The following is a 19,069-nucleotide window of genomic DNA, read 5'->3' as shown; positions in this document are numbered from 1 at the left end:
ATCGGAGTGGGCTGCACCTCCCTGGCGGCCCGCTTCCTCCCGCAGCCGTCGCGATCCCCTTGTCGCGACGGCTGTCACCAGCAGACGGGAAGCGGTTTCTTGACAATCCATACAGAACCCCTGAAGTCCGTTTCGGACATCGAGCGGACGACGCCTATGACACCGTTCCCCGGCCGGATCGCGACATTCCTGGGCGGCAGGCGCTGGCGCAGCCTGGCGCCGCTGGCGGTGCTGATTGTACTCTGCGTACTCATCGCCATTGCCAACCCCAATTTCATCGAGCTGCGCAATCTGGTGCGGCTTGCGAATTCCGCCGCCGTGCCGCTGACGCTGGCGATGGGGCTGACCTTCATCATCCTGATGGGCAGCATCGACCTCGCAGTCGAAGGCACGCTTTCGGTGGCGGCGATGGTGCTTGTGCTGCTCGCCGCCAATGACGGCAACGGCAACGACTATGGCTGGTGGGCGGTGCTCGCTGCCATCGCCGCCGGCACCGCCATGGGCTTCGTCAGCGGTCTCGTCCAGGCCATGCTGCGCATCCCGTCCTTCATGGGCACGCTCGGCATGTGGTTCATCGGCCTCGGCCTGTCGGTCTATATGCTGGGCGGCACGGCGATCAAGCTGAACGACGCCTCGATCCGCGACCTGGCCTTGCACCGTTTCCTCGGCCTGCCGGTGGCGGTCTGGGTTGCGTTCGGCGCCTTCCTGCTCGCCACTGTCATCCAGTATCACACCAAGCTCGGCCGCCACATATTGGCGATCGGCGGTGATGAGGATGTCGCCAAGCTCTCCGGCGTCAATGTCGTGCGCGTGCGCATCACCGCTTTTGCGCTGGCAGGGTTCTTCTTCGGCATTGCCGGTGTGCTTGCCGCCGCACAGCTCGGCCAGTCGCATGCCGTCATCGGCGACGGCAGGCTGTTTGCAGCGGTCACGGCAGTGGTCGTCGGCGGCACCGCTTTGACCGGCGGCGAGGGCGGTGTGGTCAACACGCTGATCGGTGTGCTGATCGTCACCGTGCTTGCCAATGGCATGATCCTGCTCGGCATCTCGCCCTACATCCAGCAGACGGTGCAGGGTCTGATGATCATCGCCGCGGTGGCGCTGTCGCTCGACCGTGTCCGCCTGAAAATCGTCAAGTGAACGCCATGCTGCAGGCGTCCAACATCATCAAGAATTTCCCCGGCGTCCAGGCGCTACGCGACGTCTCTATCGAAGTGCGGCCCAACGAGGTGGTCGGGCTGATCGGCGAGAACGGCGCCGGCAAGTCGACGCTGATGCGGGTGCTGGCCGGCGGCTACCGGCCGGATGGCGGCTCGCTCACGCTGGATGGCGAACAGCTGCGCATGCGCAACGCCCGTGATGCGGCCAGGCATGGCATCGGCATGGTGTTCCAGGAGCAGTCGCTGGTGCTGAACCTGACGGTTGCCGAAAACATCTATCTCGGCGAAGAGGACCGCTTCACCCGCTTCGGCCTCGTCAATTGGCGCGCCATGAACGCGGCGGCGCGGCGGCAACTGGCCAAGATCGGCATCGACATCGACGTCACCGCGCGCACCTCCGAACTCACCTTCGCGGCGCGCCAGATGGTCGAGCTGGCCAAGGCGCTGACCCTGGAGGAAGTGGTCGAGCGGCAGTTGCTGATCCTGCTCGACGAGCCGACCTCGGTGCTCAACGCCGCCGACATCGAGGTGCTGTTCGCGCGGGTGCGCTCGCTCAAATCCCGCGCCAGCTTCGTCTTCGTCTCGCACCGCCTCGACGAGGTGCTCAATATCTCCGACCGCGTCTACACGATGAAGGATGGCGCCGTCGTTGCCGAACATCGTGCAGCCGAAGTCACCGCGCCTGAGCTGCACGAGATCATGGTCGGGCGCGGCCTGCAGGCCGAATATTACCGCGAGGCCCGCCAGCTGGCGCCGCGCGATACCGTGATGGTCGAGGCCAAGGGGCTTGGCGCCAACGGTTTCTATCACGGCGTCGATCTCTCGATCAGAGCGGGCGAGATTGTCGGCATTGCCGGCGTCGTCGGCTCCGGCCGCGAGGAGGTGACGCGCACCGTTGGCGGCTTCGTCCAGCATGATGCCGGCGAGATGAAAATCGCCGGCGATGCCGTGCGCTTCTCCTCGCCGGAGCCGGCTGTGCGCAAGGGCATCGGCTATGTCCCGCGCGAGCGCCGGCTCGAAGGGCTGGTGATGTTCCTGTCGATCGCGGAGAACATTTCGCTGGCCGATCTCTCCAGCGTCATGCGCCATGGCGCCATCGATTATGGCAAGGAGCGCCGGCTTGCCGCCGACTGGATCAAGCGGCTGCGCATCAAGGCGCCCGGCCCCGATGCCGCCTGCCGCAAGCTCAGCGGCGGCAACCAGCAGAAGGTGGTGCTGGCGCGCTGGATGACGGCGGGCTCGCGCATCCTGGTGCTCGACCATCCCACACGCGGGCTCGATGTCGGAGCCAAGGAGGAGGTCTACGAATTGGTGCGCGACCTCTCCGCGCAAGGCGTGGCGATCCTTTTGATTTCCGACACGCTGGAGGAAACGATCGGCCTGTCGCACCAGGTGCTGGTGATGCGCGATGGTGCAATCACCGCGCGCTTCGATGCCAGTCCGGGCAACAAGCCGAACCAGGTCGATCTTCTCAGGGCAATGGTGTGAGCCGATGAATGAAGCGTTCTCCATCAGGCGGGTTTTCGAAGGCAAGTGGACGCAAGGCGCCATTCCGCTGATCCTGCTGGTCGGCCTGCTGCTGATCATCGAGATCGCCGCGCCCGGCTTCCTCACCGGCGAAACCGTGGCGCTTTTGTTTGCCAACACCGCCGTGCTGTTCATCCTGGCGACCGGCGTCACCTTCGCCATCCTGCTTGGCGGCATCGATTTGTCGATCCAGGCGGTGGCATCGCTGGCCAGCGTCATCCTGGCGCAATTGCTGCCTTCGCTCGGCCTTGCCGCCTTTCCGGTGGCGATCCTGTCGGGGCTCGCCTTCGGCGTGTTGAGCGGCGTCGTTCACGTCAAGCTACGCGTGCCGTCCTTCGTCGCGACACTCGCCACCGGCGGCGTGGTCACCGGCCTTGCGCTATGGGTCTCCAGCGGCCGCGCCATCACCATCGAGGAGGCTGGTCGCGAAAACACCGCCTGGATCAACGCCACTGTCGCCGGCATTCCCGTGGTGGTGCTGATTTCGACGGTGATCGGCATCGCCGCCTTTCTGGCGCTGCGCTACACGCGCTTCGGCCGCCAGGCGATTGCGGTCGGCGCCGGCGAACCGGCGGCGTGGGCGGCGGGCATCAATGTCGACCGCACCAAGATCATCGCCTTTGCCGCGTCGGGTATGCTCGCGGCCATCGCCGGCGTCGTGCTGGCGGCCAGGCTGTCGAGCGGCTCGCCAGTGCTGGCCAACCAGCTGCTGCTGCCGGCCATCGCCGCCGTCATCGTCGGCGGCACGGCGATCACCGGCGGGCTCGGCGGCGTTGCCCGCACGGCGGTCGGCGCGCTGATCATCTCGATCGTGCGCATCGGCATGACCTTTGTCGGCGTCAATATCTTCCTGGAAAACATGGTGTTCGGCGCGGTGCTGATCGCTGCCGTCGCCATTACCATCGACCGCAGCAAGATCGCGGTCATCAAGTGATCCCGCCTCCCAGGCAAGCGCGGACAGGACGGGACCGCATCGGCGCGAGGCCGATGCGGTCCGGCCCGATCGGATCACATCGTGTCGAGGCCGATCAGCTCGATCTTGTAGCCGTCGGGGTCTTCGACGAAAGCGATGTGGGTGGTGCCGTGCTGCATCGGGCCGGGCTTGCGCGGGATCTTGGCGCCGCGCTTTTCCAGTTCGGCGCAGACGGCGTAGATGTCGTTGACGCCGAGCGCCAGATGGCCGAAGCCGGTGCCGATCTCGTAGGGTTCCTCGCGGCCCCAGTTCAGCGTCAGCTCGACGACGGCTTCCTTGTCCTCGGGGCCATAGCCGACAAAGGCGTTGGTGAACTTGCCGCCGGGGTAGTCGTCGCGACGCAGCAGGGTCATGCCGAGCACCTCGGTGTAGAAGGCGATCGACTTGTCGAGGTCGAGCACCCTGATCATGGTGTGCATATAGCGAAAGCCCGGGGCGTCGCTCATTGGGGAAGTCCTCCGAATTCTGTGATTTGCGAGTCTGATCATCCACATCGAACGCTTGGCGGCAAGATGGCCTCGCTTGATGTTCTCAATCAGGGTTGTATGATAACACGACAACGCCGGTATTTGTCCAGTCGTTTTGCCGAGGGGCCCAGAGCCAATCCATGAATGCCGTGCCGCCAACCTCCGCATCGCAGATCGCAGCCCTGGCCGGCCTGCTGCCGAATGGCGGGCTGCTGACCGACGAAGAGGATCTGGCGCGCTACAGCCGCGATTGGTCGGGCGATCATTTCGGCCGGCCGCTGGCCGTGGCGCGGCCCTCTTCGGTGGAGGAAATGTCGGCGCTGATGCGGTTCTGCCATGCCGAGCGCATTCCGGTCGTGCCGCAAGGCGGGTTGACCGGGCTCGTCGGCGCCGCAGTGGCGGCGGATGGCGGCGAGATCGTCATCTCGCTGGAGCGCATGAACAAGATTCGCTCGATCAGCCCGACCGACTTCGCCATGGTGGTCGAGGCCGGCTGCATTCTCGAGGACGCCAAGCGCGCCGCCGAAGCGAGCGACTGCCTGCTGCCGATCACTTTCGGCGCGCAGGGCAGCTGCCGCATCGGCGGCAATGTCGCCACCAATGCCGGCGGCTTCAACGTGCTGCGCTACGGCATGACGCGCGACCTGGTGCTTGGCCTCGAAGTGGTGCTGGCCGACGGCCGCATCTGGAACGGGCTGAAAGTGCTGCGCAAGGACAATCGCGGCTATGATCTGAAGCAGATCTTCATCGGCTCGGAGGGCACGCTCGGCATCGTCACCGCGGCGGCGCTGAAACTATTCCCCAAGCCGACGCAGATCGAAACCGCGCTGGTTGGCCTGCGCTCCGTCGAGGACGCGATGGCACTCTATGCAAGGGCGCGGCGCGATTGCAGCGATTTGCTCACCGCCTTCGAACTGATCCTGCGCGGCGGCATCGAGATCACCATGCGCGAAGGCCAGGATTTTCCCGATCCGCTCAGCCAGCCCTATCCCGTCTATGTGCTGATCGAGGTGTCGTCGGGCGGGCTGATCGACCTCTCCGATATGCTGCTGGGGTTTCTCGGCAGCGTCGAGGACATCGTCGAGGACGGCGTCATCGCTTCGACCAGGGCTCAAGGTGAGCGGTTGTGGCTCTACCGCGAGATCATGGTCGAGCGGCAAGGCAGGGGCGGGCGCTACCTGCGCACCGATGTGTCGGTGCCGATCTCCAGGCTTGCCGATTTCGTCACCGATGCGCTGGCCGCCTTGGAGAAAGCCCGGCCCGACGCCCTGGCTGTCACCTACGGCCATGTCGGCGACGGCAACATCCACCTCAACGTCGTGCCGCCGGAAGGCATGGGCACCGAGGCGATGGAACATCTGTTCGAGCAGGCGGAAGCCGAGATCTTCACCGTCGTCGATCGCTATGGCGGCTCGATCAGCGCCGAGCACGGCATCGGCCGGGTCAAGCAGAAGGCGTTCCTCGAACGCATCGATCCGGTGACGCTCGACCTCGCCGCCGGCATCAAGGACGCATTCGACCCGCGCCACATTCTCAGCAACGGCCGCATTCTGGCGTCCGCACCCGCCGTCGACTATAGGTGAGCGATGACGCTGAAACTCGACAAGGTCAATCGCGGCCCACACCTCTCCACTCTGGTGGCCAGTTCCATCTCGCGCGAGATCGCGCAAGGCCGGCTGAAGCCGGGTGACCAGCTGCCGACCGAGGCGGCGCTGGCAACCACTTTCGGGGTCAGCCGCAACGTGGTGCGCGAGGCGATCGCGCGGCTGCGCTCGGAAGGCCGCATCTGGTCGCAGCAGGGACGCGGCGCTTTCGTCGTCGAGACCACCAACCCGACGGTGCTGACCATCGACCATGAGACGCTGCAGCGCGCCGACTCGTTTCGCAATCTGTTCGAACTGCGTGGTATCCTCGAAGTGCAGGCAGCGGCCCTTGCCGCAAAACGGCGCAGCGACGCCGATCTCAAAGCCATGGGCGATGCGCTGTCCGGCATGCGCGCCGCCCCCTATGGCAGCGTCGCCTGGCTGCGCAGCGACCTCGAATTCCACCGCACCGTCGCCGAGGCGACGCGCAATTCCTACATGGGCCAATTCCTGGTCTTCGTGTCCGAGCGGGTGCGCGAAAGCATTCTCGCCGCCGGCAACCAGCAAAAGTCGGACGACATGGCCCGCATCACGCTCGGCGAACATGAGCGCATCCTGAGAGCGATCCGTGCCGGCGACGCCGAAGGGGCGCAAGCCGCGATGCGCGACCATCTGGCGGGCGCGGCGCTGCGGGTGGGCTTGCATGAGGGGGAAGCTGCGGAGATAGCGCCGGGGCCCGAGGCAGCGTCTCCGGTACGGCATTCGCGGTTGCGGAAGGCCGTGCGCGGGCAGGCTTAGGGATTGCCTTGCCTTGTCCGCGCGCTGGGCCAATCGCCCATGGCGGCGCTGACCCCCACTCCGTCTCGGCTTCGCCGAGCCACCTTGCCGGGGCGAGCCTCGGGTCTCGCCCGTCCTTCGGACCCCCCATTTCATGGGGGATGAGGAAATGCCAATCTCCGAGATCGCAGCCCTTCAAAAGCTTGGGTTTCCTCGCTCCCACGAATATGGGGGTAGAGGTGGCTCGGCGAAGCCGAGACGGAGTGGGGGAGCGCCATATCAGATTTCACACGGTCGTCGGCTCAACCAGCTCAGGGCCGGAGATAGGCCGCCACCCCACCGCGCTATTTCAGCGGCAGAAACAGCTCAAGCACCACCTCGCGCACCGGTCCGTTCGACGAAAAGTGCCGTTGGCAATAGATCGGAAAGTCGCGCGCCTCCTCGCCGCTGGCCGGAAGCCATTCGCGGTACAGGTAAAGCGCTGCCGGCTCGAGATTGTTGGTGTTGCCGGGATAGCGCAGCACCGCGCAGCGTCCGCCGGGGATCACGCCGGCCTTCATCTGCGCGTCCTCGATCGGCCCGCCTTCTACCGGCAGGTCGGTTCCGGCACAAATATCCATGCTGTAATCGGCCGGGTTCGCCGGCTCCCTTTCGGAACGGAAGATGTTGAAGGTCGGGCTTGTGTGGGGCGAGAGGCCGGCCGCCTTGCGCCAGGCGATGAAGCGCTGGATGGTGTCCTGGAGCGTCGCCCGGTCGCCGCGATGCTCCATGATCGCCACCGGCGTCGGGGGCACATCGCGGATCATCACGTCGGCGGGTTCGAAGATTATCTGCATGAGCGTGGTCCTTGCTTTGTCGAGCGGCCCGAAGGCCATGAGCCACGCCCCCCAGTCGGGGGACTTCCGGAACGACGAAGGCGATTGTCCGAACCGTTGCCGAAAGGCGCGGGCGAAGGCATCCGGTGCGTCGTAACCGGCATCCATCGCTATGTCGGTGACGCTTTGGGCGTCGCTCTCGGCAAGCCTGTAAGAAGCGCGCTTCAGGCGGGCGAGCTGGACATAGCGATGCACGGACAGCCCGAAGGTTGATGTGAACTGCCGGTGGAAATGGAATTTCGAGAACGCCGCGACGCCGCTTAGCGCCTCCAGGCCCAGATCGTCGTCCAGATGCTGGTCTATGTGGTCCAGCACCCTCTGCATCCGGGCATGGTAGTTTTCAAGTGGCGTCATCAAACGTCTCGTCCTGCGTGGCGACACCAGATAGGCGCTCCGGGGCATGTCGCGCTCGACCGATCTTGCGGTTTGACATGGCCAAAGAGGAGGTATGCGCAGCTAGGACGCGGGATAGTGGTTACCTAAGTCGATTTTAACGTGCCGGCTGCCTCTACTAGGCGCTGACAGATCGAAGTACTGGCCGGTCGCCATCTGGTTATGCGAATTTATCAATTTGTATGGCCGACGCCACAGGCGCACCATTGCGTGACCGGCTGAGAATCCGCATAGAATACAAAGTTATGAGGGTAGCAGGGGTAATTGGACCGAAAAAAGCAAACGTCGTATTCTCTCTATGGAGCGACGAGAAGCTGAAAACAAAGGACTTCCCTCTCAGCAAGAAGAGAGGGAAAGCCTATCCTCTTACGCGCCGCTATCGATGGCAAACCATAAGCTTTGCCACAAAGGGGCGTAACTACAGAGTGCTGGTTGCCTATCACACACTTGTTCCAGAGTTTATCGCCACCTTGGGCGAAGAAATCGGCGGGGATTTCCGAATTTTGGCGAGGTGGGAGTTTCACGCGACCCATGGTGGCTGGCATGTGCACACAGCTTGCGGGGACACTGATAACTTGTCAGTAGGCATCATAAAACCGTCAGGAACCAAGCGCATTCCTGATCCGAAGTCCTACCATCGCCACATGAAAATGCTTAACGATGGACATGCTATGAGTGATGGGGTCGCTACGGCGATCGCGTGCAGCCTTGTCGGCATAGACCACCAACACGATATGTTTGTGATAGACGCGATGCCATGGGCTTGAAGGAACAAATATGTAGGGCGTTCTGCGAGAACGTCCAAATAACTGCCTTCAGCGGTGGTGTGGCTATTTGCACGCCCTATAAAAACTTCATTTCTGGAGACCTAATAGGCATATACGCGCTTGGTCCTAAGAGTGGCCTGTACCGTCTTGTCGACAACGCCCTCACGATTGCGTTCCTGGAAGCGGAGGGTGCCACTATGGATGCTGCCAGTCGCAGAGAGGCATTGTCCCAAATCTTGGTGCAACACGGTGCGGCCTATGACGAGGAAATGGGAGAAATATTCATAGACGGCATAACAGAAGCCGATCTACCCAAGGCTGTTCTCGAATTTTCAGCTTTGCTCCTACGTCTGAACGATTTGATTCTTTTGACTGTCGAACGTGTAAAGAATGCATTCGAGGACGATGTGAGGGCCGCGATTAGAGACGAGATGGATAAGCGCCATGTCCGCTATGTCGAGGGCCAACCAGTTTCTCCGGACTTGACAGATGTCACACCAGATATGGTTTTTTATCCGGAAGATCGCGATCCTGTGGCTTTGTTTATAGCGACGAATGATTCAAAGCTATGGCAAGCAATGTTATTGCGAGTGATCGCGGATAGCGAGCGACACCTACCATTGTCGGTAGTTGCAGTCTTGGAAACCGAAACGTCCGTGAGTCAGAAAGTACGTCTACAGGCGGACAACCGCCTTGACGCGGCACCGCGATATAAGAGCGGCCCTATTGACACGATCCAACGAATAGCCCGTGTCGTTGTTGGCAACGAAGCTGCAACTGTCCACTGACGCTGAGCGCTTCGGCCAAACGCTGAGGGCGAATGACTTGTGATGTGCAGAAGGCGAGGCCTGCCCATGCTTCGCTATCACTCCGCCGCCTCCAAAAGCGACACCCCATTCAACCCCGCCACAATATCCGACAGCGCCGGCACGAACTTCTCGCCATGGCCTGTTGTGACGGCCGTGGCGAACCCATTGCGCACAGCGGCGCCGATCGGGTTGGCGATGCCGGCGGCGTGGGCGAAGGAGGCGAGATAGGTCATGTCCTTCAGCGCATTGGCGATGGCGAAGCGCTGGGCGTTTTCGTTGCGGTTCAAGACGAAATCGAAGAAGGCCTGGTAGAAGCCGCAATCCATGCGGCTGCCGGAGATGACGCTGTTGAAGACCTGCGGCGTCAGGCCGGCCTTGGCGCCGAGGCTCAGCGCTTCCGAATAGATCGCGGAATAGCCCATCGAAACGAAATTGTTGAGCAGCTTCATGGTGTGGCCGCTGCCGGTCGGGCCGGTGTGGACGACACGCGCGGCGAAGGCTTCGAGCACCGGCCGCGCTCGGGCGACGATCTCGGCCGCACCGCCGACCATGACGTCGAGCTTGCCCTCGGTGGCTTCCTTGGGCGTGCGCGCCAGCGGCGCGTCGATCAGCGTCATGCCCTGCTCCGCGAGGTCGGCGGCAAGCGCTGTCGTCGATGAGGGGTTGGAGGTCGAGCAGTCGATGATCAGCAACGGCTTAGCTGCCGCAGCAAGGCCATCCTGGCCTTTGACCAGCGCTTCGACCTCGTGCGAGCCGGTGACGCACAGGATGACGATGTCGCTCGCGGTGGCGAGCGCGCGCGGGCTTGGCGCTTCGGTGGCGCCGGCGGCGATCAGCCGGTCGGCGGCCGTGCGGCTGCGGTGGACATGCACCGTCAGCGGCCAGCCCTTGCGCAGCAGATTGTCGGCCATGCCGGCGCCCATGCTGCCCAGGCCGATGAAGCCGATGCGTTCTTTCATGCAATCCTCCCATGGCTCGTGCCAGCGGGCCGAACTTTCGTCACCTTGCGGCGGGCACCCGTCGATGCAATTCTTTGAATAAGATTCGGCCTTCGAACAAGAATCGAACCGGAGTGCCACCGATGGCGGAGCCCATGACTTTCGACGCCATACCGCAGGCGCCCAACCTGCGGACGGGTCTGGTCAACACGCTGATTGCGCAGATCGAATCCGGCGACCTTGCGCCGGGGCAGCGGCTGCCGACCGAGCAGGAGATTGTTGCTGCCACAGGCGTCAGCCGCACCGTGGTGCGCGAGGCGCTGGCGGCGCTGCGTGCGCGCGGGCTGATCACCACGCGCCAGGGGCTCGGCGCCTTCGTCGCCAAGGATCCGCCGCCGAAGATTTTTTCCGTGCTGCCCGACGATCTCGAATCGATCGACGAGGTGCTGCGCGTGCTCGAACTGCGCATGGGCATCGAGGTCGAAGCGACCGGCCTTGCCGCCGAGCGGCGCAGCGAGGCGGCGCTCCAGCAGATGAGCGCGCGGCTCGACGCGCTGGAAGCGGCGGTGCGCGCCGGCGGCTCCGGCTCGGAAGAGGACTTTGGTTTCCACCGCGCCATTCTCGCCGCGACGCAGAACCCGAATTTCACCCGGTTGTTCGACACGTTCGGCAGCGCCATGATCCAGCGCCAGTGGACGCGGCTCGACCGGATGACGGAGGCCGAGCGGGAAAAATATCTCGACCGCATGCAGCGCGAGCATCGCGCCATTCTCGGGGCCATCGAAGCCAGGGACGTCAACGCCGCGCGCCGCGCCATGCGCAGCCATCTGACCAAAAGCTATGCCCGCTTCGAGGATCTGCGCGACAAGGCTGTTCACGATTAGGGAGCCAACCACGGTTGACGGACTGCTCATCCGGCGACCCCGCCGAGATAGAGTTCGCGCATCAGCGACATGTTCCTCCCGACTCGAAATCGTTGCCTTCTTACCAGGTTGTCATACAACCCTGTAATCTGGTAAATCCAACGAAGAGGGATGTCAATCGCGTTGCCATCCGATATGAGGCTCCCCCAAAAACGGAATCATGCAGCCGGCATTGCCGGCGAAGCCGCAGTCAGGAACAGCGAGATGCAGTCACGGAAATTTGGCCGTACCGGCAAATCGGTCAGCGAGATCGGCTTCGGCGCCTGGGCGATCGGCGCCGCCTGGGGCGAGGTCAATGACGACGATGCGGTCGCCGCCCTGCATGCCGCGCTCGATGCCGGCGTCAGCTTCCTCGACACCGCCGACGTCTATGGCGACGGCCGTTCGGAAAAGCTGATCGCACGGGTGATGAAGGAACGCGGTGGCGCGCGCCCGTTCATCGCCACCAAGGCCGGACGGCGGCTGCCGAAGCAGACGGTCGAGGGCTACAGCGTCGAAAACCTCACCGGCTGGATCGACCGCAGCCTGAAATACCTCGAGACCGACACGCTGGACCTGGTGCAACTGCATTGCCCCTCGACGGATCTCTACTATCATCCGGAGGTGTTCGAGCGTCTCGACAAGCTCACCGAGCAGGGCAAGATCCGCAATTACGGCGTCAGCGTCGAGCGCGTCGAAGAGGCGCTGAAGGCGATGCAATATCCCGGTGTCGTCAGCGTGCAGATCATCTTCAACGCCTTCCGCCAGCGCCCGGCCGAGCTGTTCTTCGCTGAGGCGAAAAAGAACGATGTCGCCATCATCGCCCGGGTGCCGCTGGCCAGCGGCCTGCTGTCAGGCAAGTTCAAGGCGGACACCAAGTTCGAGAGCACCGATCATCGCCTGTTCAACAGGAATGGCGAAGTCTTCGATGTCGGCGAGACGTTTTCGGGCGTGCCCTATGAGGTCGGCCTGGCGGCCGTCGAGAAGGTGCGGCCGCTGGTGTCAGGCGACACCACGATGGCGAAATTCGCTCTGCGCTGGATCCTGATGTTCGACGCTGTGACGGTCGTCATCCCCGGCGCCCGCAATCCGGCGCAGGCGGTTTCCAATGCGGAAGCGGCGGAGCTTGCGCCGTTTTCCTCCGAGTTGATGGCCAAGGTGAAGGCGGTCTATGATGAGAACATCAAGCCCTACGTGCATCAGCGCTGGTAACCAGCGCCTGCCGGCCTCGACCGGCTGACTGACAAGAGGTCGGCCGGGCGCAAATTGCGCTCGTCGTTACAAGCTGTGCAGCGGATCCTGTGATCCACCGGGTCATTTAATCGGTCGCGCCGCTTGTTATTGTGCAGTGCAGCAACGATATTGCTGCGTGTGCGTTGTGTGCACGAGTCTGCCCATTCCGGCGCGCAAGGATAGCGATTTGCGAGACATATCCGATACGATCGCCCGGCTGAGCGCGATGCGCGGCCGGCCAGCCGGTGCAGGGCTGAGCAAGGACGACCACCTGTCCGAGATGACAGGGTTCGGGTCCAATCCCGGCGCCTTGCGCGCGCGGTTTTATCTCCCTGAAAACCTGCCGAAGCAGGCGGCGCTGGTCGTGGTGCTGCATGGCTGTACCCAGACTGCAGCCGCGTACGATCATGGTTCCGGCTGGACCGAGCTCGCCGACGAGCAGGGTTTTGTCGTGCTTTTCCCCGAGCAGCAGCGCGCCAACAACGCCAATCTTTGCTTCAACTGGTTCGTCCCAGGCGATATAAGCCGCGACGGCGGCGAGGCGCTGTCCATCCGCCAGATGATCGAGGCGGCGGTGGTCACCCACGGTCTCGACCGCAAGCGGATATTCGTCACCGGCCTTTCCGCCGGCGGCGCCATGGCGGCGGTGATGCTGGCGACCTACCCGGACGTGTTTGCCGGTGGCGCGATCATCGCCGGGCTTGCCTATGGCAGCGCCTCGACCATCCCCGAAGCCTTCGACCGCATGCGTGGCCATGGCGGCCCGTCCAGAAGCGACCTGCAGCGTCTGTTGCGGGAGGCTTCGCCGCACAAGGGGCCGTGGCCGAGGATTTCGATCTGGCAGGGCTCGGCCGACACGACCGTGGTGCCTTCCAATGCCGGCGCGGTGCTGGCGCAATGGCAGGGCGTGCACGGCCTCGCTCAAGCGCCGACACGCACGGAAAAGGTCGACGGTCAGAGCCGCAAAGTCTGGTCCGATGGCAAAGGCCGCGACGTGGTCGAGGCATACAGCATTGCCGGCATGGGCCATGGCACGCCATTGCAGGCGGGCGGCGACAATGCTCTCGGCAAAGCAGGGCCGTTCATGCTGGATGTCGGGATTTCCTCGACGCGCCACATCGCCCGTTTCTGGGGGCTGACGAAGCCAGACGTACGACGCACGGCGAAAGCCGCTTCAGGCACTGCATTGCAGCCTTTCTCGCCGAAGGAAAAACCGCGAGCCGTCCGTGTGGATCCGACCCCGGAGCCTGTCAATCCGCCAGGCGGTCCGGCGGGCGGGATTACCAAGGTCATCGAGGACGCGCTGCGGGCAGCGGGATTGATGCGCTGAGGCTGAGGCTCGCCCCGCACGAAGGACAAGGGGAAGCACCAGCATCATTATCGCAGCAGGCCTTCGTCCTCGAACGCATCCCAGCCCTTCAGTCCGGGCGGCGGGCCATCCGTGTCCCGGGCGTTCCTCGCAGTGCGAGCCTGCCCGGTGCCCTTTCCCGCGCGCGTCAGCGCGGCCTTGCCCGCGCCGCGCCGCCTGTTCTCGGCGACCTCCTGGACATCCTGCTCTCTCCAGACGGTTGCCAGATCGCGGTCCAGGACGTCCTCGATGTGGCGCGGGTCGAAAACGTGGAAGGTGACAGACTTTGATCGCCCACGCATCTTGACGGTGCGTGTGCCGGTGCTTTGCAGCCGACCGTCCTTGAGCCATTTGTGGCGCTCGCGCGAAGAGATCGTAAGGATATCCTCGACCTCGCGTGGAAGCACAGGCAGCGCTTCCACTCCCTCCAGTGTTTTGGAGATACTGGCAGAGGCGGCCTTGAACGCTTCCGCTTCGGATCTCGACATTCGCAACGCGATGCGGCCCGTCTCGGCCTTGACGTGCTTCCTGACTGCCCATGGCAGCCGGCCTCTGACTTCACGTTCGATCCCCTTGGAGCGCACGGCGGACCCGAGTGTCGCTGACGGCGACAACGGCCATTCGGCAATCAGTTGCGGGGACGGGCTCATGCTTTCCTGGGGCTGGGTTCGTTGGTTCGACGTTAACACGGCGAGAGCCGGTCAAGCCAAGGCAACAGCGAAAAGGGGCAGGTCCGATGAGAACCCGCCCCTTATGGCCGAATCTGAACGTCGCTTGCAGTGCGCCGACAGCACCTTCGGCCCCGCCGCCGTACGGCGACGGGGCTCGATGATCAGAGTGGGCTGGCGTTGCGCGTTCTGTCGCGCTCGGCCTCGATGTCGGTGTAGGGGTCGGCATTGGCATCGAAGCCGGTCCAGCCACCGGCTTCATAGGCGCGTCGGCGGTCTTGCAGATCGACCGAGTTGGACTCGCCAAGAATACGCTCGGCCTCATCGGCGAGTTCGTCACTGACCCTGGCGGTCACCATCGTGCCACCGCGGCGAACGCCCTCCGCATAGACATGCGCATCCCTTTCGGGGACGCCGGACTCGGTCAGCGCCCCGACGATGCCGCCGGCAGCGCCACCGACGACCGCGCCGCCAACGGCGCCGACCGCGGTGGCGGCCAGCCATCCTGCGGCCACGACCGGACCGACGCCCGGAATGGCCATGATGCCGAGCCCTGTCAGAAGCCCGCCGGCGCCGCCAATGACGGCTCCGAGACCGGCGCCGCCGGCTGCATCCTCGGCGGCGTTGGAGGTGTCGCCATCGTCGTACCAGTCGTCCGAATTGTTGGCGACGATGCTGATGTCGGCCTGCGGCACGCCGATTGCCTCCAGTTCGCCGACGGCATCGGAGGCATCATCGTAGTTGTCGAAAAGTCCGGTTACGGTTTTCATGGTCTTGATCTCCTCGATCTGGTTCAGAGGTTCAGTTGGCGCCGGCAACGACGTTGCCCTGATAATCGAGCGCCACGGTCGTGGTCTTGCCATCCTTGGTGGCCTGACCGCGCCAGATGCCCTGGTCGTCTTTGGTCAGCTTGGACACGCCGGAGAAGCCAGCATCCTGAATGCGGCTCTTCGCCTGATCCTCGGTGAAGCTGTTGGCACCCGGGACCAGGGCGGCCGGATTGGTGGTGTCGGTCGTGCTCACGGCCGGGGTGGTGGAGCTGGTGGTCGACGATGCATTGTCGGCGGAAGCGATCTTCTCGACCATTTCCTGATGCATTTTGAGCGTCGGCAAGGTCTCGGAGGCGAAGGTCTTCAGCTGCGCGTTGTCGCCGTCCTTGGCGTAGCTCTCGAACAGCGTGACCGCCTCCGAATGCGCATCGCGCTGCATCTGGACATAGGGCTTGTCGACGGCATCGTTGGCATTCTGCAGAGCCTCCAGATCGGCCTTGTGCTTGGCGTCCAGCTCCGTCGGCACTTTCAGCTTCTGTTCGCCGGCGATGGTCGCAAGCTTGGCGTTGGCGGCGCCGTGATCGTCGATCATCTTCTTGGCGAAATCCTTGACGCCTTGATCCTGGGCCTTGCCTTCTGCGATCTTGCTGGAGTCCACTTCGAACAGGCCGCCGATGGCAGCCTTGTCGACAAAGTCCTGAGCACTGTCGGCGGCGAAGGCGGGCAGGGCGAAGACCATGGCTGTGGCGGTGGCCAGCGAAGCTAGAAGAACACGTGTTTTCATGGACAGAGATCCTCGTTGGGGCACACATCGTGCTGTGAGCCTAACCAGTGCGGCCAAGCTTTGTTCCGCCGCCCAAGCGTTATAACCGGGAGGGTCGATGCCGCGATGATGGCCCCTCATCCTCGGATTTTGCGCCTTTGCGATGTCGACGCGTGGCTCGGACGGCGACCCGCTCGATGGGCGCCTTGCAAGTCCATCGCAAAGCGAAACGAGGCCTTCGCCGCCCGCAATGAATAGTGCCCGCGGTGGCCTATCGAGGTTCAGCGATCGTTGCGTTCGAGGCGGCGCGCAACCTCTGTCTGGGCGACCTGCAGCAGCGTGTCTATTTCGAACATCGCCGCCGCATGGCCGCCGTCGCGAATGACACGGCGGGCGCGGTGTAGCAGATCGGAGACCGTCCGCAGCGTTTCAGCATGGCTCGATCGATTCGACAAATGCGTGCCCTCCATCAGCCACAACCGTTGGATCGGGAGAGTGTTCCCAAAGTTGGCGGCCGGCCGGGTGAATGACTGTGAGCGCAGGCAGCGGAACCATCCTTGTCCGTTGGCCGTTCCCCCTGCCTCAACGAAAGGAACAGCCATGGCCGACAACGACACCCCGAAGGACACCGCGAAGGACACCCCCAAGGACACCCCGAAGATGTCCGCCCGAGAGGCCCAGGAGGCCCTGGAGAAGCAGGTCGCATCGCTGAAGCGCGAGATCAGCAAGATCAACCGGACGCTTGCCGACCGCGCAGAAGATGCCGTCGGCGAAGCCGGCGGCTGGTACGGCAGCGCGACCGAGCGCGCGGCACGGGCAACGCAGCAGCTGAGATCGCAGGCGCAGACGGTGTCCGAAGCCGTCCAGCAAAATCCCGGCACCATCAGCAGCGCTTTCGTGCTTGGCGGCATTGCCGGGTTGTTGATCGGCATGCTGCTCGGGCAAAGCCAGGAACGCGACCGAAGCTGGTTCTAGTGGGGTATCTTATGACCTATGGCGCCCGCCGGTTTTGCCGGCGGGCTTTGTATGGACGCCAGATCACTGTGGCTTTGAGTGAAAAACTCCCCGCTCGGGTAAACGGGATTTGTGGTCGGCGCCGCCTGCGCGGCGCCCTCGACAGGTGAGTTGAGTTTCCCTGCCGCGGTCGTATGTTGTTGACCGCAGTGGAGGATCACAAATGCCCATTCGACGCAAAGCCACGGAGGCCGGCGTTTTGCAGCCATCCGAACTCGAGCTGTTGGGCCGTGTATTCGAGCAGCTTAAGCGCGACGGTCAGTCGCCCGAAGCACGCGACGCCATCGCATCCCGGATTATCGCGAACTATATGGCCGGCGTGGTCGACGAAGCCGAGCTCGTCAGTCTTTCGAGGCAACCGCTGGGCCGGTAGTGCGCTTTTCATTCCGGGTTCAGAAGAGTTTCAGGTCGTCAAATCAGAGGGATAAGGCAATGCCGGCTGACCCACCGATAGAGCGACGGTCGCATATCCGTGATCTTGTTCTGAAGGAAGCGACAATCCGCGTTGGCGACGCCAGTATCAATTGTCTGGTTTGCAACCAGCACGCTCACGGTGCGGAGCTGCGGGTGAAGGCCGATATCGCAATCCCCGACCGTTTCGTCCTTCACGTGCCTGTCGATCATACCAGCTATCGCGCCGTGGTGCGGTGGAGACGGAACGAGCGACTTGGGGTGCAGCTTGATTCGGGACGGCAGGCGTAGATGGCGGTAGCCGGGACGGATCACCCAGCTGTTCAAGTGCAGGGTTGATGGGACAAGGCAGGGCTCGTTTGCGGCACGAACGCTTCCTTCCATGCTGCTTGCGATTTGCAATCAGTTGCGATAGCCTCTGACCGCTTGCATTGCAAGCGGTTGGTCCGTGGACCCACTAGGTGAAGGCGCTGCTTTTGGGCAAACTTATCTTGGGAATGAACGTTTCCATCGATGGCTATGTCGATGACCTTGCCGGAAATCTGGTCATGGGCGCACCAAGCCAGAAGCACTTCGAGTACTGGATCGAGACGATTCGCAACCATGCCGGCGCTGTGTATGGCCGCCGGATGTACGAGGTCATGCGCTATTGGGACGATGATCGCGCGGAATGGGACGCTCCGCTTCGCCAGTTCGCGACACTCTGGCGCAAGCTGCCCAAATGGGTCGTTTCGCGCACACTTTCACGGGTCGGCCCCAACGCCACCCTCATCTCCGGCGATATTGAAACGCAGATTCGCGAGATCGCGGCCCGCACGGAGGGTATCCTGAGCGTTTCCGGTCCGGAACTGGCCGGTCTTATGACCGGGCTGGGCCTGATCGAGGAATATCACCTGCACGTGAGGCCGTTCGTGCTCGGCAAGGGCAAGCCTTTCTTCCACGAGGCAAGGCCTCCGCTGCAACTGGTGTCGAGCACATTGATCGATGACGATACGGTTCATATGATCTATGTGCCGCGAGGCTGAACGATAAGGCGCGTCAGCGCCAACATGCGAACCAACACGTACGTTCGCAGTGGGCCTGGTCCCGGCCTTCGCACCGAGGTCTCACATGTCAGCTTGCGTGCTGGGTACCCAAGCAGCAGAGGGTCTGCTGTCGGCCGAAAATCTGCCGGTCAGCAATGCGCCCCATGCCGGTCAAAGAGGCCTTGCCGCCGTTACTCCATAAGCAGACATTGCAGACCTACAAGGACATCGCTTTTACGCCCGAAGCGCCGCTTCGGTTGGTCCTTCAGTGACCTGGCGGCCCAAGGGCGTCGTCCTCCACCGCCCGCCCTCGTCCGCAACTCACCGTTGCCAGCGGCTCTGCTCCTGGCCTTCCCGCGATGACCGAGCGGGTAGTGAAACATCATGGTCAAGCCTGAAAAGCAAGGTCCAACCTAGCCGCCTTTCCAGGCCTGCGTCATCATCGTCCAGCAGTTCAGGATCCTGCGTGCGCCAGCCGGGTCCGTCGGGTCGGCCGGCCGCACAGTTTTTTTCATCCCGCTGGAACATTGGCGAAGGAATGCAGTTGGGGTCGCTGCAGATGCCGCCGCGTGGTGCCTGTGGGCGATTGGTGGCAACACCTGATCGGCCGCCGCTCCTTTACGAGGCGGCTTAGCGTGTGAGCCAATCCTGCAGCAAAGGCCTTGG

At 63.3% G+C, this 19,069-nt stretch carries 21 protein-coding genes; 14 read left to right on the top strand and 7 right to left on the bottom strand.

From position 1 onward, the window contains the following. The first annotated feature begins 99 nt into the window (after nt 1-99). The 3 genes from NKJ88_RS07415 to NKJ88_RS07405 are packed head-to-tail and all read left to right on the top strand — an operon-like array spanning nt 100 to nt 3,621. Complete coding sequence (locus NKJ88_RS07415) at nt 100-1,140, top strand: ABC transporter permease (RefSeq protein ID WP_352443877.1); 1,041 nt, start codon at nt 100-102, stop codon at nt 1,138-1,140. Between the two features lie 5 nt (nt 1,141-1,145). Next, nucleotides 1,146-2,648 (top strand): sugar ABC transporter ATP-binding protein, encoded by a 1,503-nt coding sequence (locus NKJ88_RS07410; RefSeq protein WP_352443964.1) that lies wholly within the window; start codon nt 1,146-1,148, stop codon nt 2,646-2,648. Between the two features lie 4 nt (nt 2,649-2,652). Then, the gene (locus NKJ88_RS07405; RefSeq protein WP_352443876.1) at nt 2,653-3,621 is read left to right on the top strand and encodes an ABC transporter permease; all 969 of its coding nucleotides are present in this window, start codon (nt 2,653-2,655) and stop codon (nt 3,619-3,621) included. A gap of 74 nt (nt 3,622-3,695) precedes the next feature. On the opposite strand, the gene gloA is transcribed toward NKJ88_RS07405, so the two are convergent. Beyond that, entirely contained in the window at nt 3,696-4,106 is a 411-nt protein-coding gene (gene gloA, locus NKJ88_RS07400) for a lactoylglutathione lyase (RefSeq protein ID WP_019856614.1), read from the bottom strand. Nucleotides 4,107-4,267: 161 nt separating this feature from the next. On the opposite strand from gloA, the gene NKJ88_RS07395 reads away from it, so the two are divergent. After that, complete coding sequence (locus NKJ88_RS07395) at nt 4,268-5,710, top strand: FAD-binding oxidoreductase (protein ID WP_023828360.1); 1,443 nt, start codon at nt 4,268-4,270, stop codon at nt 5,708-5,710. 3 nt (nt 5,711-5,713) lie between these two features. Then, nucleotides 5,714-6,508 carry a FadR/GntR family transcriptional regulator gene (locus tag NKJ88_RS07390; RefSeq protein WP_023691897.1) on the top strand — a complete coding sequence of 265 codons (795 nt, stop codon included), beginning with the start codon at nt 5,714-5,716 and terminating at the stop codon, nt 6,506-6,508. Nucleotides 6,509-6,831: 323 nt separating this feature from the next. Here NKJ88_RS07390 and NKJ88_RS07385 read toward each other — a convergent pair whose 3' ends face one another. Next, complete coding sequence (locus NKJ88_RS07385) at nt 6,832-7,716, bottom strand: AraC family transcriptional regulator (RefSeq protein WP_502904739.1); 885 nt, start codon at nt 7,714-7,716, stop codon at nt 6,832-6,834. A 221-nt stretch (nt 7,717-7,937) separates the two neighbouring features. On the opposite strand from NKJ88_RS07385, the gene NKJ88_RS07380 reads away from it, so the two are divergent. Both NKJ88_RS07380 and NKJ88_RS07375 read left to right on the top strand, forming a co-directional pair. Then, nucleotides 7,938-8,522: a hypothetical protein gene (locus NKJ88_RS07380; protein ID WP_023704155.1), complete on the top strand. Its 585-nt coding sequence runs from the start codon at nt 7,938-7,940 to the stop codon at nt 8,520-8,522. After that, nucleotides 8,513-9,310, top strand: coding sequence for a DUF1828 domain-containing protein (locus tag NKJ88_RS07375; protein WP_352443874.1), 798 nt, complete (start codon nt 8,513-8,515; stop codon nt 9,308-9,310). The genes NKJ88_RS07380 and NKJ88_RS07375 overlap by 10 nt, the downstream gene beginning before the upstream one ends. A 77-nt stretch (nt 9,311-9,387) precedes the next feature. Here NKJ88_RS07375 and NKJ88_RS07370 read toward each other — a convergent pair whose 3' ends face one another. Further along, a complete protein-coding gene (locus NKJ88_RS07370) occupies nt 9,388-10,410 on the bottom strand; it encodes an NAD(P)-dependent oxidoreductase (protein WP_352443873.1) in 1,023 nt (340 codons plus the stop codon). A gap of 2 nt (nt 10,411-10,412) precedes the next feature. On the opposite strand from NKJ88_RS07370, the gene NKJ88_RS07365 reads away from it, so the two are divergent. From NKJ88_RS07365 to NKJ88_RS07355, 3 genes are all read left to right on the top strand, one after another. Then, a complete protein-coding gene (locus NKJ88_RS07365; protein ID WP_352443872.1) occupies nt 10,413-11,153 on the top strand; it encodes a FadR/GntR family transcriptional regulator in 741 nt (246 codons plus the stop codon). A 243-nt stretch (nt 11,154-11,396) separates the two neighbouring features. Next, entirely contained in the window at nt 11,397-12,383 is a 987-nt protein-coding gene (locus tag NKJ88_RS07360) for an aldo/keto reductase (RefSeq protein ID WP_352443871.1), read from the top strand. Between the two features lie 208 nt (nt 12,384-12,591). Then, on the top strand, nt 12,592-13,734 hold the full coding sequence (locus NKJ88_RS07355) for an extracellular catalytic domain type 1 short-chain-length polyhydroxyalkanoate depolymerase (protein ID WP_352443870.1): 1,143 nt from the start codon (nt 12,592-12,594) through the stop codon (nt 13,732-13,734). A gap of 47 nt (nt 13,735-13,781) precedes the next feature. Here NKJ88_RS07355 and NKJ88_RS07350 read toward each other — a convergent pair whose 3' ends face one another. The 4 genes from NKJ88_RS07350 to NKJ88_RS07335 form a co-directional block, all read right to left on the bottom strand. Next, complete coding sequence (locus NKJ88_RS07350; protein ID WP_352443869.1) at nt 13,782-14,402, bottom strand: hypothetical protein; 621 nt, start codon at nt 14,400-14,402, stop codon at nt 13,782-13,784. Nucleotides 14,403-14,584: 182 nt separating this feature from the next. Next, entirely contained in the window at nt 14,585-15,190 is a 606-nt protein-coding gene (locus NKJ88_RS07345) for a general stress protein (protein WP_023704148.1), read from the bottom strand. Nucleotides 15,191-15,221: 31 nt separating this feature from the next. Beyond that, nucleotides 15,222-15,974, bottom strand: coding sequence for a DUF4142 domain-containing protein (locus NKJ88_RS07340; protein ID WP_352443868.1), 753 nt, complete (start codon nt 15,972-15,974; stop codon nt 15,222-15,224). 260 nt (nt 15,975-16,234) lie between these two features. Continuing rightward, nucleotides 16,235-16,408, bottom strand: a complete 174-nt coding sequence (locus tag NKJ88_RS07335; RefSeq protein WP_155923304.1) for a hypothetical protein — start codon at nt 16,406-16,408, stop codon at nt 16,235-16,237. A gap of 145 nt (nt 16,409-16,553) precedes the next feature. Here NKJ88_RS07335 and NKJ88_RS07330 point away from each other — a divergent pair, with 145 nt between their 5' ends. The 4 genes from NKJ88_RS07330 (at nt 16,554) to NKJ88_RS07315 (ending at nt 18,403) form a co-directional block, all read left to right on the top strand. Further along, entirely contained in the window at nt 16,554-16,928 is a 375-nt protein-coding gene (locus NKJ88_RS07330; RefSeq protein WP_023833641.1) for a hypothetical protein, read from the top strand. Between the two features lie 202 nt (nt 16,929-17,130). Further along, complete coding sequence (locus tag NKJ88_RS07325; protein ID WP_023671091.1) at nt 17,131-17,340, top strand: hypothetical protein; 210 nt, start codon at nt 17,131-17,133, stop codon at nt 17,338-17,340. Nucleotides 17,341-17,399: 59 nt separating this feature from the next. Continuing rightward, nucleotides 17,400-17,669, top strand: coding sequence for a PilZ domain-containing protein (locus NKJ88_RS07320; RefSeq protein ID WP_023726509.1), 270 nt, complete (start codon nt 17,400-17,402; stop codon nt 17,667-17,669). A gap of 185 nt (nt 17,670-17,854) precedes the next feature. Then, complete coding sequence (locus NKJ88_RS07315; RefSeq protein WP_352443963.1) at nt 17,855-18,403, top strand: dihydrofolate reductase family protein; 549 nt, start codon at nt 17,855-17,857, stop codon at nt 18,401-18,403. Nucleotides 18,404-19,069 lie beyond the last annotated feature (666 nt).

The organism is Mesorhizobium sp. M0016 (assembly GCF_040324035.1).
In the GTDB taxonomy this organism is placed as follows: Bacteria; Pseudomonadota; Alphaproteobacteria; order Rhizobiales; family Rhizobiaceae; genus Mesorhizobium.
The sequence above is the reverse complement of the archived record's forward strand: the minus strand, read 5'-3'. Positions and strand labels throughout refer to the sequence as shown.

Excerpts from the sequence above, each read along its gene's own strand:
- NKJ88_RS07365 (WP_352443872.1), top strand. The coding sequence starts at position 10,413 with ATGGCGGAGCCCATGACTTTCGACGCCATACCGCAGGCGCCCAACCTG.
- NKJ88_RS07345 (WP_023704148.1), bottom strand. The coding sequence starts at position 15,190 with ATGAAAACCGTAACCGGACTTTTCGACAACTACGATGATGCCTCCGAT.
- gloA (WP_019856614.1), bottom strand. The coding sequence starts at position 4,106 with ATGAGCGACGCCCCGGGCTTTCGCTATATGCACACCATGATCAGGGTG.
- NKJ88_RS07360 (WP_352443871.1), top strand. The coding sequence starts at position 11,397 with ATGCAGTCACGGAAATTTGGCCGTACCGGCAAATCGGTCAGCGAGATC.
- NKJ88_RS07375 (WP_352443874.1), top strand. The coding sequence starts at position 8,513 with ATGGGCTTGAAGGAACAAATATGTAGGGCGTTCTGCGAGAACGTCCAA.
- NKJ88_RS07325 (WP_023671091.1), top strand. The coding sequence starts at position 17,131 with ATGCCCATTCGACGCAAAGCCACGGAGGCCGGCGTTTTGCAGCCATCC.
- NKJ88_RS07330 (WP_023833641.1), top strand. The coding sequence starts at position 16,554 with ATGGCCGACAACGACACCCCGAAGGACACCGCGAAGGACACCCCCAAG.
- NKJ88_RS07395 (WP_023828360.1), top strand. The coding sequence starts at position 4,268 with ATGAATGCCGTGCCGCCAACCTCCGCATCGCAGATCGCAGCCCTGGCC.
- NKJ88_RS07390 (WP_023691897.1), top strand. The coding sequence starts at position 5,714 with ATGACGCTGAAACTCGACAAGGTCAATCGCGGCCCACACCTCTCCACT.
- NKJ88_RS07350 (WP_352443869.1), bottom strand. The coding sequence starts at position 14,402 with ATGAGCCCGTCCCCGCAACTGATTGCCGAATGGCCGTTGTCGCCGTCA.
- NKJ88_RS07410 (WP_352443964.1), top strand. The coding sequence starts at position 1,146 with ATGCTGCAGGCGTCCAACATCATCAAGAATTTCCCCGGCGTCCAGGCG.
- NKJ88_RS07385 (WP_502904739.1), bottom strand. The coding sequence starts at position 7,716 with ATGACGCCACTTGAAAACTACCATGCCCGGATGCAGAGGGTGCTGGAC.
- NKJ88_RS07380 (WP_023704155.1), top strand. The coding sequence starts at position 7,938 with ATGGCCGACGCCACAGGCGCACCATTGCGTGACCGGCTGAGAATCCGC.
- NKJ88_RS07320 (WP_023726509.1), top strand. The coding sequence starts at position 17,400 with ATGCCGGCTGACCCACCGATAGAGCGACGGTCGCATATCCGTGATCTT.
- NKJ88_RS07340 (WP_352443868.1), bottom strand. The coding sequence starts at position 15,974 with ATGAAAACACGTGTTCTTCTAGCTTCGCTGGCCACCGCCACAGCCATG.
- NKJ88_RS07405 (WP_352443876.1), top strand. The coding sequence starts at position 2,653 with ATGAATGAAGCGTTCTCCATCAGGCGGGTTTTCGAAGGCAAGTGGACG.